Origin of the sequence: Psychrobacter sp. G (assembly GCF_000418305.1) — a bacterium.
Classification (GTDB): Bacteria; Pseudomonadota; Gammaproteobacteria; order Pseudomonadales; family Moraxellaceae; genus Psychrobacter; species Psychrobacter cryohalolentis.
Window position 1 is genome coordinate 142,242 of the sequence record NC_021661.1, and the last position, 12,889, is coordinate 155,130.

At 43.1% G+C, this 12,889-nt stretch carries 12 protein-coding genes; 10 read left to right on the forward strand and 2 right to left on the reverse strand.

All coding sequences use genetic code 11. The features are described from left to right. The first annotated feature begins 28 nt into the window (after nt 1-28). On the forward strand, nt 29-1,441 hold the full coding sequence (locus PSYCG_RS00605; protein ID WP_020442501.1) for a UDP-glucose 6-dehydrogenase: 1,413 nt from the start codon (nt 29-31) through the stop codon (nt 1,439-1,441). Between the two features lie 144 nt (nt 1,442-1,585). Here the strand turns inward: PSYCG_RS00605 and PSYCG_RS00610 are convergent, their stop codons facing one another. Further along, the gene (locus PSYCG_RS00610; protein ID WP_020442502.1) at nt 1,586-3,073 is read right to left on the reverse strand and encodes a phosphomannomutase/phosphoglucomutase; all 1,488 of its coding nucleotides are present in this window, start codon (nt 3,071-3,073) and stop codon (nt 1,586-1,588) included. 156 nt (nt 3,074-3,229) lie between these two features. Here PSYCG_RS00610 and mazG point away from each other — a divergent pair, with 156 nt between their 5' ends. From mazG to yjgA, 8 genes are all read left to right on the forward strand, one after another. Next, complete coding sequence (mazG, locus tag PSYCG_RS00615) at nt 3,230-4,093, forward strand: nucleoside triphosphate pyrophosphohydrolase (protein WP_020442503.1); 864 nt, start codon at nt 3,230-3,232, stop codon at nt 4,091-4,093. Nucleotides 4,094-4,166: 73 nt separating this feature from the next. Further along, nucleotides 4,167-4,478, forward strand: a complete 312-nt coding sequence (locus tag PSYCG_RS00620; RefSeq protein ID WP_227500748.1) for a ComEA family DNA-binding protein — start codon at nt 4,167-4,169, stop codon at nt 4,476-4,478. A gap of 164 nt (nt 4,479-4,642) precedes the next feature. Beyond that, nucleotides 4,643-6,904, forward strand: a complete 2,262-nt coding sequence (pcnB, locus tag PSYCG_RS00625; protein ID WP_020442505.1) for a polynucleotide adenylyltransferase PcnB — start codon at nt 4,643-4,645, stop codon at nt 6,902-6,904. 34 nt (nt 6,905-6,938) lie between these two features. Continuing rightward, complete coding sequence (gene folK / locus PSYCG_RS00630) at nt 6,939-7,505, forward strand: 2-amino-4-hydroxy-6-hydroxymethyldihydropteridine diphosphokinase (protein WP_020442506.1); 567 nt, start codon at nt 6,939-6,941, stop codon at nt 7,503-7,505. 67 nt (nt 7,506-7,572) lie between these two features. Next, nucleotides 7,573-8,373 (forward strand): 3-methyl-2-oxobutanoate hydroxymethyltransferase, encoded by an 801-nt coding sequence (gene panB, locus PSYCG_RS00635; RefSeq protein ID WP_020442507.1) that lies wholly within the window; start codon nt 7,573-7,575, stop codon nt 8,371-8,373. A 51-nt stretch (nt 8,374-8,424) separates the two neighbouring features. Further along, entirely contained in the window at nt 8,425-9,288 is an 864-nt protein-coding gene (panC, locus tag PSYCG_RS00640; RefSeq protein ID WP_020442508.1) for a pantoate--beta-alanine ligase, read from the forward strand. A gap of 59 nt (nt 9,289-9,347) precedes the next feature. After that, nucleotides 9,348-10,310 (forward strand): RNase adapter RapZ, encoded by a 963-nt coding sequence (gene rapZ, locus PSYCG_RS00645; protein ID WP_020442509.1) that lies wholly within the window; start codon nt 9,348-9,350, stop codon nt 10,308-10,310. A gap of 67 nt (nt 10,311-10,377) precedes the next feature. Then, nucleotides 10,378-10,890 (forward strand): ribosome biogenesis factor YjgA, encoded by a 513-nt coding sequence (gene yjgA, locus PSYCG_RS00650; RefSeq protein ID WP_011512503.1) that lies wholly within the window; start codon nt 10,378-10,380, stop codon nt 10,888-10,890. Between the two features lie 150 nt (nt 10,891-11,040). On the opposite strand, the gene PSYCG_RS00655 is transcribed toward yjgA, so the two are convergent. Then, nucleotides 11,041-11,661 carry a thiol:disulfide interchange protein DsbA/DsbL gene (locus PSYCG_RS00655; RefSeq protein ID WP_011512504.1) on the reverse strand — a complete coding sequence of 207 codons (621 nt, stop codon included), beginning with the start codon at nt 11,659-11,661 and terminating at the stop codon, nt 11,041-11,043. A 376-nt stretch (nt 11,662-12,037) separates the two neighbouring features. On the opposite strand from PSYCG_RS00655, the gene ubiG reads away from it, so the two are divergent. Then, complete coding sequence (ubiG, locus tag PSYCG_RS00660; RefSeq protein ID WP_020442510.1) at nt 12,038-12,868, forward strand: bifunctional 2-polyprenyl-6-hydroxyphenol methylase/3-demethylubiquinol 3-O-methyltransferase UbiG; 831 nt, start codon at nt 12,038-12,040, stop codon at nt 12,866-12,868. Nucleotides 12,869-12,889 lie beyond the last annotated feature (21 nt).

Below are 12,889 nucleotides of genomic sequence, written 5' to 3' on the forward strand. Positions count from 1 at the left end.
TATATTAATAACGACTAAAGGTACACTCATGAGCGCCGAGACTATGGATAAAAATATACCCCAATCTGAATCCAATTCGTTTAGCGATTTGGCAAAAGAATCTGCTGTCTGTGTACTTATTGGTCATAGTATTGAGGCGGTGACCAGTGCTGTCGTACTGGCAGGTCTTGGTCAGCAAGTGCATTTATACGCAGACCAAGAGATATTGGCGCAGCAGCTACATCAATATGGCTTTGAGCATCATTTGCAGGCACTATGGCAAATGTATACGCAGCAACAGCATATTGTTAGTTATGAGCTGCCTAATAACGCTGATAGGCTTATACAGCTTTATGAAGTAGCAGATCATAGCAATACGAAAGCTATCGAAGAGCAGCAAAAGGTAAATCAACCAAAATCAGTAATCCTATATTGGTTGTTTTTAGACAGTGTGGATTCGGTATGGGTAGAGGATGATTGGCTTACCGCTTTTAATCACAGTCAACAGCAGACACAACCGCTCATGATGAGTGGCATTAAGCAGCTTGGCACTATAGATGCATTGTCTCAGCGCTTAAAGCGTGCTTGGGTCTATTATCTACCGTTCGTTTTCTTAAAAGATGGCGACGCTTATAGCTCGATGTTAAATCCGTCACTATGGCTACTCGGTGAAAAAACCTCTAATAGTCGTCATCATTTGGGTATACTACAGCCATTAATGCAGCATGCGCGTGCTACTCATTATGCCAATATCGCGACTATCGAATTTGCTCGTAGTAGCATCATGGCGATGCTCGCAACGCGGGTCAGTTTTATGAATGAGATGTCGCGCTTGGCGGATAGTCAACAAGTCGATATCCAGCAAGTCAGCCATATCATGGGGCTTGATGAGCGCGTGGGCAGTAGCTACTTGCAGGCGGGCTGGGGATTTGGTGGTAATACGCTACCGACAGAATTGCTTCAGCTACAACAATCAAGTCAAGCACAGAGCTTGGCCATGCCGCTATTGCAATCGGTTATGCATATCAACGAAGACCAAAAAGAGCTGATATTCCGCAAATTTTGGCAATATTTTGATGGTTTTATCGATAATAAAACGGTCATGATTTGGGGCGGTAGTTATAAAGCCGGCTCAGGACGGACGGCAGAGTCGGCGATTCATCCTTTATTGGCATTATTGTGGTCTTATAATATTCGTACGCTGGTTTATAGCGATAAAGCGCAAACGGAGCTTGCAGCACTTTATAAGCAGCAGTCATTACTGGAGTTAATAAATAATCCTTATCAACAGCTTAATGAGGCGCAAGCAATCTTTATTATCAGTTGGTTACCAGAAAATAGACTAGATATTGCTAAGCTTAATGAGCAAGCGATGCCCGTATTCGATGCGCAAAATGCCTTGTCACGAACGCAGATAGATGGTCTAGTCGGCGACTATATGGGGATTGGTCGCGCTAAATAAGATTTTCTATCAAGTATAAAGTAAGCTCAGTAGACAAATAGTTATTAGACTAAAGCTAAATAAAAGCGCCGATTAATATAAAATTAATACGCGCTTTTTTTATCTTTATAAGTTTAGAATGTCTTTATTCAGCACAGCAGCTATTTAAGCAGGTACAGCACCTTTACTGGCAAGCCATTGTTGAATCTCCTGGGTCTTGCCTTGTAATAAATCCTTATCACCGCGACTTTCAATATTTAACCGAACTAATGGTTCAGTATTTGAGGCGCGTAAGTTAAAACGCCATTCGCCAAAATTGAGGCTTAAGCCATCAAGGGTAGATTTAGCTGGATTTTCGGCACTAAACTTCTCTTCGATAGCGCTAATAATCGCCTGCGCATCATGAGTGGTCAGATGAAAGTTCAGCTCACCTGAGCTTGGATACGCTTTAATATAACCGCTGACCAATTCTGACAAGGTTTTACCAGTAATCGATAATAACTCAATGGTTAGCAGCCAAGGAATCATACCGCTATCGCAGTAGAAAAAATCGCGGAAATAATGATGTGCGGACATCTCGCCGCCATACACTGCGCCAGAATCACGCATGACTTGCTTAATAAATGAGTGCCCAGATTTACTAATAACCGCTTTGCCTTTATGCTCATGAATGACTGCTTCAGTATTATAAATTACCCGTGGATCATAAACAATCGACTCGCCCGCATATTTATTTAAAAAGGCTTGTGCCAACATGCCAACGACATAGCTACCATCGATAAATTCGCCGTATTCATCGAATAAGAAACAGCGGTCAAAATCGCCATCAAAGGCAATACCAAGGTCGGCTTTATTCTCTAACACAGCCTGCTGAGTGGCGGTTCTATTAGCCAAAATCATCGGGTTAGGGATGCCGTTTGGAAAGCTGCCATCAGGGGCATGATGCAATCTAATCACTTCAATTGGCGCGCCAGCTTGTGCTAACTTATCGATTAATAAATCAACTACAGGGCCTGCACTGCCATTGCCTGAATTGATAACCAGCTTAAGCGGTTTTAATTTATCAGTATCAATGAAAGTCATTACATGATCGATATAGGCGCTTTTATCCGTCAGTAATTGTAGGTTGCCTAACGTATTGTCAGTGATGAATTGCCCTGATTCTGCCAATGCTTGAATCTCTGCCAAACCATCATCGGCGCTAATCGGTTTTGAGTACTCTTTGACCAGTTTTAAGCCGTTATAATTAATCGGGTTGTGACTTGCTGTGACTTCGATACCGCCCAACGCCTGATAATAGCTAGTAGCAAAGTAGACCTCTTCCGTTCCTGTCATACCCAAATCGATAACGTCGACGCCAGCATCTAACATACCTTTGATGGAGGCTTGTTTTAACTGTTCACTTGAATGACGGATATCGCTACCAATAACGATAGCTGGTTTTACGTCTTGTAAGTCAGAGGGGGCATCAGCTGTGCTATAACGCTCGAATAAAATCTGGGCAAAAGCACGTCCGATACGGTAGACAATGTCTTCGTCTAGATTGACGTCAAGCTCGCCGCGGATATCGTAAGCTTTAAATGAGTCAATTTTAATCGGTGCGAACTGGGTTTGAGTCGCATAGCTGGCATTATTCGTATCGGATGTGGGCATAACGATAAAATCCTTGCGTTTAAGCAGTGAGATGATAATTAAGTAGATTACTCAATTATAAGCTAATCAGTGTTCAATGCTACACTAACGACAAAATCGTTATAAACTTAATATGGTTCTATTTAATAACCAATAAAAGTATAAGAGTGTTTTTTTATGAGTAACCCAAAAAATAAAGTTAAAGTGCCAACACCGGTACAAGGAACGCCAGAAGCAAGTGGCGAATTAGCGGATTTGTTGTCCTTAATGGCGCGGTTGCGTAGCGATTGTCCGTGGGATAAAAAGCAAAGCAATCATAGCTTAATTCCGTATGCGATTGAAGAAGCCTATGAGCTCGGCGAAGCGGTACAAAGTAATGATGATGAAGACATCAAAGGCGAGCTTGGAGATGTGCTGCTGCAAGTGGTTTTTCATTGTCAGATGTACGCTGAACAAGAGCGCTTTGATATGAGTGATGTGATTACCACTTTGCAAGAAAAGCTGATTCGCCGTCATCCGCATGTGTTTGAAGCAGAAACGCTTAAAGATGAAGCAGCGGTAAAAGAACGCTGGGATGAGATTAAGGAGGAGGAGCAACAAGCCCGCGCTGCACGTGGTAAACCACAGCGCCGTTTGGACAATACCAAAGCAGGCAGCGCGCTCATGCAAGCGCAGGATGTGCAAAAACAGGCGTCAAAATTGGGTTTTGATTGGGAAGGCGTCAGCGGCGCCTTTGATAAACTCGATGAAGAAATTGCCGAGCTAAAGGCCGAGATTTTAGATAAGCCAAAAGTCGAGATACAAGATAATATTGCCGATATTGAAAAAGAGCTTGGCGATTGCATGTTTGCGCTGGTCAATGTGGCACGCAAATTAGACCTTGATGCGGAAACAGCAACGCTGACCTGTGTGCATAAGTTTAAATCACGCTTTGGCTATATTGAAGACCAGTTAGCTGCCGCTGGCAAGCGTTTAGAAGACAGCGATATCAATGAGATGGATGCGTTATGGGAAACGGCGAAACAACATGAACGCACCTAGTAAGTATTTACTCGCTACCTTGCTCCCTAAACTACTCCAAAAAAGGGGTTTTTATTTAGTGGGCATGCTTTCTATGATTTTTACGTCAATTAATGCTGCTAATGCAGCACCGTGTTTTGATAATGCCCAAAGTGCTTATAACTACTTATTGACGCAAGAGACAGCGCAAAATCAAGCACGTATGCAGTCAATCATTAATATTAATCGAGCAACAGAAGGTGAGCTTACGTTGCTACATGGTATCGGTAGCAATAAGGCGCAAGCCATTATCCTATATCGTGAGATGTTTGGCAGTTTTAGAACGGTTGATGAATTGACAAAGGTAAAGGGTATTGGCGCAAAAACCGTTGATAAAAATCGAGGACGTTTGACCGTGCAAGATTAATCGCTGTATTTTACTTTAATTAACCCCAATATTGACAAAATAGCATGTAAGTAACTGTCTAAATACACCCACCATGGCCAAAATTTGTTAAACTAGCACGTACATCCGCCTGATTGACGCTGTGTTCGTCAGGGTGGTTAAGAAAAAAGGCAAGGAGTAGATGCATGGCCGAGCGTGCCGCCAAGCAGTTAGAACTGAATAAATCTGAATTACCCAATTCTATTACCGAAGTAATCGCAACCCTAACCCGAGCTGGGTTTGACGCCTATATCGTCGGTGGTGGCGTGCGTGATACCTTGCTAGGACTGCGTCCAAAAGATTTTGACGCGGTCACTGATGCCAAGCCTCATGAGATTAAAGACGTCTTTGGTAAGCGCTGCCGTATTATCGGTCGCCGTTTTCAGTTGGCGCATGTGTACTCTGGGCGTGAGCTTATCGAAGTAGCCACCTTCCGTGGCCCACCTATCAATGATTCTAATACCAATCAAGACGGTATGATTCTGCGCGACAATGTATGGGGTGATATCAAACAAGACTTTGCCCGTCGTGATTTTTCTATCAATGCCCTTTATTATCAGCCGCTTAAAGGCATAGTTCATGATTTTTGCGACGCGCTTGAAGATATTGACAATAAAATTATCCGTTTATTAGGCAATGCACCGATTCGTATCGAAGAAGATCCGGTCAGATTGCTGCGTGCCTTGCGTTTCAAAGCAAAATTGGGTTTTGAGTTTGATAGCGAATTAGCCGCACAGTTCCATGATGGCAACTGGTCATTACTTGAACAAATCTCTCCGCACCGTCTGTATGATGAAACGCAAAAGATGTTTACCGGTGGTTATTTAGTACCATTATTACCGTTATTGTTTGATTCAGGCGCGATTGATAGTCTCATCATTTATCCGCCTTCTGAGCCAAGTGCCTTAGTTAAACAAGTCGCTATTAATACCGACAAACGTATTGCTGCTGGCAAAAGTATCAACCCAGCATTCTTTTATGCCGCTTTGCTGTGGGAGAACTACTTACATCAACTAGAAAAAGCCAAAAAGCGCAATATGCCTTTTGCGGATGCACAAATGCATGCAGCAGGCAAAGTGATTGATCGTCAACGTATCAAGACTGCCATTCCAAAATTTGCTGAACAGTTTATTCGTGATATCTGGATATTGCAGCCAAAGCTGGCCGCGCCGCGTAGCAAACAGATTGTACAGCTATCTGAGCATCCACGTTTTCGTGCCGGTTTTGATTTTTTATTATTGCGCGAGCAGTGCGGCGATGCAGAGCATCCGCTTTCTGAATCGACCAATGATATGGGCGAGTGGTGGCAGAGCTATCAAACCTTGACTGAGCAGCAGCAGGATCAAGCGATTGATGACTTTGATGAAAATATCCGCCGTGGTGCTTATAAACAAGGTCAGCGTGGTCGTGGACGCAATCGTCAAAAGCAACAGAATTCGAATGATAATGCTAAGTTAAGTCAGTTGGATAATGACTATCAAGGTAAAGCGCTGAGTAATGGTCATGCAAAACCAGCAATGGTTAATGACGCCTCAAATGTGCCATCACGTCGTCGCCGTGCCAGTCAACATACTTCTGCTAATAGTAAAAGTTATAGCCTGCAGCAACTCACACAAGACAATAATGAGCTGGCACAGTTGCAGCAATTGTCTTTGGCGAGCAGTAATAATGGTAGCAATCAGCAGCACACGCCGAAACCTGCACCATTGTTTGTCATAGAACACGGCAACGTCGTACCGCCTTTGAAAAAGCAGCTATCTGGTTCAGATAAAGCACTGTCTAAAGCGACGCAAAAAGCGCCTAATCAAAAAGTGCTTGAGCAAGCAACAGTTAGTAAAAAGGCATCGGCTGATAGTCAATCGCAGCTGCAAGAAAAAGCTGTTAATAAAGCGAGTGACTTAACTAATAGATCGCATGCACCAAAAGAGTCAGTGAATACTCAGGTGTCTTCAAACAATGCTCGTAGTACTATTTATAAAGAACGCAATGCTGCTCAGTCTCCAGCACTTGTTAGTATGAATAATGAGCCGATACCGCACAAGCGCCGTCGTCGTCAGCCTACTGTGATTGAAAATAGTGGTATTGTCGCAGAGGCTAGCAGTGCTAAAGAAGCAACGACAATAGACACCAGTAGTAATGAGAAATCATCTGGGAAGTACGCAAAAAAAGTGCCTAAACCAGCTGTTCACTCTACTGATAACACTATTACTCAAGCGCCGAAACCCGCTAAAGCATCAAGTACTAAGCCTACTAAAGCTAAACGAGACGCTAGTAGTCAAAGTGCTACTAATCAAAGTTCTAACGAACCGCAAGATGCTAATAAAGTAGCTAACAGTAATATGAATGCCAATAAAGGCCCTGTGCCATCGAAACGTCGCCGTCGTCAGCCAAGCGTCAATGACGTTTAACGTTGACAGCGAATATAAGAGTAAAGTGATAACGATGAACACGCGCTTTAATGATACTGATTTTGATAGCAAATCTATCGCCATTTGCTCTTGGGTCACTTGTTATGTTGGCTTGGGTAGCAATCTGGCAAATGAGCTTGGGGCGCCTGTTGATCATTTACAGCACGCGTTTGAGATGATGCAAGAGCAAGAAAAGATACGCACTGTGCGTATTTCTTCATTTTATGCCTCGGTACCGATGGGACCGCAAGATCAGCCAGATTTTGTGAACGCCGTTGCTGGCTTTGAAACTATATTTACGCCGTTTGAGCTGCTGACATTTTGCCAACAGTTGGAGCAGCAAGCAAAACGCGCCCGCCTGCGTCATTGGGGTGAGCGTAGTCTTGATGTGGATATATTGTTATACGGCGATGAGCGGATTTCTGAGCCAACATTAACGATACCGCATGTGGGTTTGCATGAGCGTAATTTTGTTTTGATACCGTTACGAGAGCTCGCACCTGAGCTAATGATTGTAGGAAAGTCGATAATCGACTATCCCCAAAGCAGCGATTGGGCAGGTTTGAAGCTGTTAGAACATGATGCGTCAAGTCATAAATAAAGAGACATTCATTTAAAGTGAATGACAGTTGATTGATATTCAGAAGTATTGAGGATGATATAACGATATGACAACGTTATCTACTTTAAATAAGTTTAAAAAAGACGGTACCAAATTTACTTGTCTGACCTGTTATGACGCCATGTTTGCGCGCATGATGGAAAAAGCGCAGATTGATACGATTTTAATCGGTGATAGCTTGGGTATGGTGGTGCAGGGTCATGAGTCAACTTTGCCTGTTACCGTCAATGATATGGCTTACCACACTGCTAATATCTCCCGTAGCAATAAGCAAGCGCTTATTTTAGCGGACTTACCCTTTATGAGCTATGTGACGCTGCCTGAAGCCGTTATTAATAGCCGCAAGCTGATGCAGGCAGGCGCTCATGTGATTAAAATTGAGGGTGGTCGTGAGCTTTGCGAGTTGATTACAACATTAGCGCAAGCAGGTACGCCAACGTGTGTACATTTAGGCTTAACACCGCAGTCGGTAAACGTTTTTGGCGGTTATAAAGTCCAAGGTCGCGGCAATGAAGCAGGTCAAAAACTCCTTGACGATGCACAAGCTGTGGTTGACGCTGGTGCAGCGCTTTTGGTACTAGAATGCGTCCCTGCTGAGCTTGCCAAAGCGGTAACGGAAGCCGTCGCTGTACCAGTGATTGGTATTGGGGCAGGCGCCGATACCGATGGTCAAGTATTGGTCATGCACGATATGCTCGGTATGGTTCATGGTCGCGCGCCGCGTTTCATCCATAATTTTTTGACTGATGAGCGTAACACTGAGCACAGTATCGAAGGCGCATTTGCCTTGTATCAGCAGTCAGTAAAGGAAGGTAGTTTTCCAACAGAGCAGCACCAGTTTAGCTAAGCAAATATAGAATTTCAGTAATTAGGTCCATCAGTAAAAGAGCAGTTAACCATGCCGACGATTCATTACCATATCTCAGACTTACGCGTTGCTCTGCAGCCTTACCGAACAGCGCAGCGCATTGCTTTAGTACCTACAATGGGCAATCTACACGATGGTCATCTGGAGCTGGTAAAAATTGCCAAACAGCATGCAGATATCGTGGTGGTTAGTATTTTCGTCAATCCAACGCAGTTTGGGGTTGGTGAAGACTTTGATAGCTACCCTCGTACCTTAGATGAAGATGTCGCGAAGCTTACCACGGTTGGTGCTGACTATGTTTTTGCTCCTACTATTGATGAGATGTATCCGGTATTACCGCCGCCGACCACTATTCTCGCTGGGACTATTACTGAGCAACTATGTGGCAAAACTCGCCCCAATCATTTCGATGGTGTCGGTATTGTTGTCTCTAAGCTCTTCAATATCGTGCAACCTAACATAGCTGTATTTGGGCAAAAAGATTATCAGCAATTATCCATTATCAAGCAGTTGGTTCGTGATTTGAGCTATTCAATCGATATTATTGGTGCGCCTATTATTCGTGCTACTGATGGCTTAGCGTTATCATCGCGCAATCAGTATTTAAGCGAGTCTGAGCGCCAAACAGCGCCTATCTTACAGCAGGAGCTGCAGTATTTAGCCAAACAGATTAGTGATAATAAACAACCGTTAGAGGTGCTTTTGACAGCAGCTCACGAGCGTATTACTAGTGCGGGGTTTATGATTGATTATCTAGAAGTAAAAACAACTGAGCTAACGGCTGTTGATGATGAGAGTATCAATGACCATCAAGTCTTGGTTATTTTAGTGGCTGCATGGCTAGGTCGTGCACGTTTGCTAGACAATCGATTGGTCACGATTAATAAAGTTTGATCACGCTGCTATTTATAACATTGTAATTTGCGGGATGCAATTTATAAGGATGACGGAACATGCAGGTAAATCAAGACACCCATAATGCTCAATCAAAGGTAACAGATTCTAACGAATCCACTGGTGATAAACTAAGTATACTGGTAGTGTCAGGACGTTCAGGCTCAGGGAAAACCTCGGTACTAAATATCCTTGAAGATCTGGGTTTTTATTCTATTGATAATTTGCCTTTGTCTCTTGTGCCTGAAGCGGCGCAAAAGCTGGTCTGTGATAGTGGAATTAAGCGCATTGCCCTTGGGGTGGATATTCGTACGCCGCGCGCAGATTTATCTAACTTTGATGCAATCCATGACAGTTTAAAGCAGACCTATGGCGAAGAGGCGGTCACGGTGATGTATGTGACGGCGCAAGAAGAGACGCTGGTTGCACGCTTTAATGCCACTCGCCGCATCCATCCGTTGATGGTGTTAGATACCAAAGGCGTAGAAAATAACGTTTATAATCTACCAGCAGCTATTGAGAAAGAAATACAGCTTTTGCAGCCGATATTCAAGCATGCCGATATCAAGATAGATACCAGTATGCTCAATATCCATCAGCTAAAAGAGCGTCTGCGTGATTATGTGGGTGTAGATAATCAAATCGTGATTAATTTACTATCGTTTGGTTTCAAGTACGGCAGCCCTATCGATGCAGATTTTGTCTTTGATGTACGCATCTTACCCAATCCACATTGGAATCCGACACTGCGCTCGGCGACAGGTCTTGACGCTGAAGTGAGTGCATTTTTTGCCGATTATCCAGAGGTTGCTGAGATGACGGGAGATATCGCTACATTCTTGAATCGTTGGTTACCTGATTTTTTACATAATAATCGTCATACGGTAACGGTTGCCATTGGCTGCACCGGTGGGAAGCACCGTTCGGTATTTATCACCAAACACTTACAAGACAGATTGCAAAATAGCTTGCCAGAAGGCTTGACCGTGACGGCGAAACACCGTGAAAAGCATCGCTGGTAGCGCTTGCTGAACCTTTTATACCTAATTTTTTATACCTATTATTTATTTTTAAACATGGAAAGCTTTTATGATTGACTGGTCAGAACAAGATATGCGCGTCTCACGCACAGAGCTCAAAAAAGCTCATGAGCGCCTGCAACAGTTGTCGATACCGCTTGCCAGCTTATCGAAGAAACAACTTAAAGCTTTACCTGCCAGTGATTATTTTATGGCGGAATTAATGGCGCTTGCCGATATCACCAGCGCCAATGCGCGTAATCGTCAGACCAAGCGCGTTGGCAAGCTTATGATTGAAGAAAATCGTCATGAGCTGATAAAAGCACTATTTGATGCCTATTTTCCTAAAGAGCAGGTTTCTAAGATAGAGAGCTGGTATGAGCGTTTAAATATCAATGATGAAGGGACGCTTAAGCAGTTTGTCAAACAATATAAAGCCTCTGAGCAGCATAGTATGTATCAGCTGTTGCTCTGGATTGAGTACGCTAAGCATACAAACGATGAGGAGCTAATGGCGGAGTCAAAAGCAGATTTGGCCAGTTATATCCGTGAAGTCGCTATTTTAACGAATCTAAAAAAATAGCGGTAAGAGCTATAGGCAAGCGAATTTGGTTAGTGGGTACCTATAAAACACTAAAGATAGAATACTAAAATACAAAAAAGCCAATCAGTAAAGATTGGCTTTTTTAATTGATCAGAAATAGCGTTTTTATATTTTTTTAAAAAACTAATGCTACTTTTTCTCTGCGCGTACTTTGTCGACTAGGAAATCAACTACTTTAGGTACGGTAGCACTTTCACCGGTTACCACGTACTTGCCTTGCACGACAACGGCTGGCACACCTGATAGCTGATAACGCTTGGCACCTGCTTGTGAGCGACCGATTTTGGTACCAACAGCAAAAGAGTTATAAAGGCTATTAAATTTCTTTTCGTTCACACCTTTTGAGGCATACCATTTGCTTAATGAAGACTGGTCAAATAACTGCTTACCATCTTTATGTACGGCATCAAATAAAGCGTCATGGGTCTTGTCTTCAAAACCCAGTAATTGCGCGGCATAAAAACCACGGGCACTGGCTTCCCAAACAGGGTTTAATGCTGCGGGTGTTTTAAAGAATGCCACATCTTTATCTTTATTTTTTGCCCATTTTTCCATGTGTGGATTAAGGACATTACAATGCGGGCAACCATACCAAAAAAACTCACGCACAATGATAGCATCACCGCTGATTTTTTCTGGATTATCTAACACACGATAGTCTTTTCCTGCGACATAATTGGCAGCTTGTGCACCCATATTGGCAAATCCAATAGCGCAAGCCAAACCAGTTAATGCGATGATACGTTTCATACTTATTCCTTGAAATAACGACATTCAGAAGTTTGCTTTAATAGTTATAGCTTTGATAGTCATATAAATACCAAAGCAAATAAGCAATGACAAAGTCAATAGACGACGATAGGTCGACTGAGTCGACCTACTATAGAATAGCAACTATAATAGCGTAAAATGCGGCAGTTTGTGAACCGGATTCTTAACTAATGGTTGTAATGCTGTCAGTCATTATTTAAGGTATCTTACTTATAGCCTGTTATTCTATTTTTATTGACCTTTAGAGCATCAATAAAGCAGTTCACAATCGGTGACGATGTACTTACGGCAGCTTTACGGCTCGCATGTTAATATTGAGTCTTTAGTCACATACTATAACAATAAAGGAAAAACTATGAGCCAAGCTTTATTTTCTGGGCAGCCTTTGCACACTCAAGCAAATGATAGTGGCATGGCTGACGATACCATAAACGCTATCAATGTCGATCCAAGCGAAGTTGAAAAATTTAATAAATTGGCGGGTGAGTGGTGGAATAAAACCGGTGCCTTTGCTACCTTACACGAAATCAATCCGCTGCGTCTAAACTGGATAGAGGAAAATGTGAAGCGTGGCTACGTGAGTGCTGATAGTCAAAAAACGGCAGAGATGGGCTTGGCGGGTAAAAAGGTTCTTGATGTCGGTTGTGGCGGTGGTATCTTGTCAGAATCAATGGCACGTCGCGGCGCAGATGTGACAGGTATCGACCTTGGGACAGAAAATCTTAAAGCAGCAAGTCTCCATGCTGAACAAAGCAACTTACAAGATACCTTGCGCTATCAGCATATTCCGGTTGAGCAATTGGCTGCTACCCATGCTGGTCAGTTTGATGTGGTTACCTGTATGGAGATGCTAGAGCATGTACCAGATCCAGCCGCTATTGTAGATGCTTGTTTTAAGCTGTTAGCGCCAGGCGGCGTATGCGTACTATCAACGATTAACCGTAATCCAAAATCTTATTTGTTTGCTATCGTGGGTGCAGAGTACGTATTGCGCTTGCTTGATCGCGGTACGCATGATTATGCCAAGTTTATTACGCCAGCTGAGCTCGATAAAATGGCAATTGATGCAGAGTTTGCGCGCCAAGATATCATTGGACTGCACTATAATCCATTGACCAAGCGTTACTGGCTAGCTCAAAACGTCGATGTCAACTATATGATAGCAGTACAGAAACCTCTCGCTTAATACCCTTTTATCACCTTAATT

Coding starts and splice junctions, on each gene's coding strand:
- PSYCG_RS00605 (WP_020442501.1), top strand. CDS start 29: ATGAGCGCCGAGACTATGGATAAAAATATACCCCAATCTGAATCCAAT.
- PSYCG_RS00610 (WP_020442502.1), bottom strand. CDS start 3,073: ATGCCCACATCCGATACGAATAATGCCAGCTATGCGACTCAAACCCAG.
- mazG (WP_020442503.1), top strand. CDS start 3,230: ATGAGTAACCCAAAAAATAAAGTTAAAGTGCCAACACCGGTACAAGGA.
- PSYCG_RS00620 (WP_227500748.1), top strand. CDS start 4,167: ATGATTTTTACGTCAATTAATGCTGCTAATGCAGCACCGTGTTTTGAT.
- pcnB (WP_020442505.1), top strand. CDS start 4,643: ATGGCCGAGCGTGCCGCCAAGCAGTTAGAACTGAATAAATCTGAATTA.
- folK (WP_020442506.1), top strand. CDS start 6,939: ATGAACACGCGCTTTAATGATACTGATTTTGATAGCAAATCTATCGCC.
- panB (WP_020442507.1), top strand. CDS start 7,573: ATGACAACGTTATCTACTTTAAATAAGTTTAAAAAAGACGGTACCAAA.
- panC (WP_020442508.1), top strand. CDS start 8,425: ATGCCGACGATTCATTACCATATCTCAGACTTACGCGTTGCTCTGCAG.
- rapZ (WP_020442509.1), top strand. CDS start 9,348: ATGCAGGTAAATCAAGACACCCATAATGCTCAATCAAAGGTAACAGAT.
- yjgA (WP_011512503.1), top strand. CDS start 10,378: ATGATTGACTGGTCAGAACAAGATATGCGCGTCTCACGCACAGAGCTC.
- PSYCG_RS00655 (WP_011512504.1), bottom strand. CDS start 11,661: ATGAAACGTATCATCGCATTAACTGGTTTGGCTTGCGCTATTGGATTT.
- ubiG (WP_020442510.1), top strand. CDS start 12,038: ATGAGCCAAGCTTTATTTTCTGGGCAGCCTTTGCACACTCAAGCAAAT.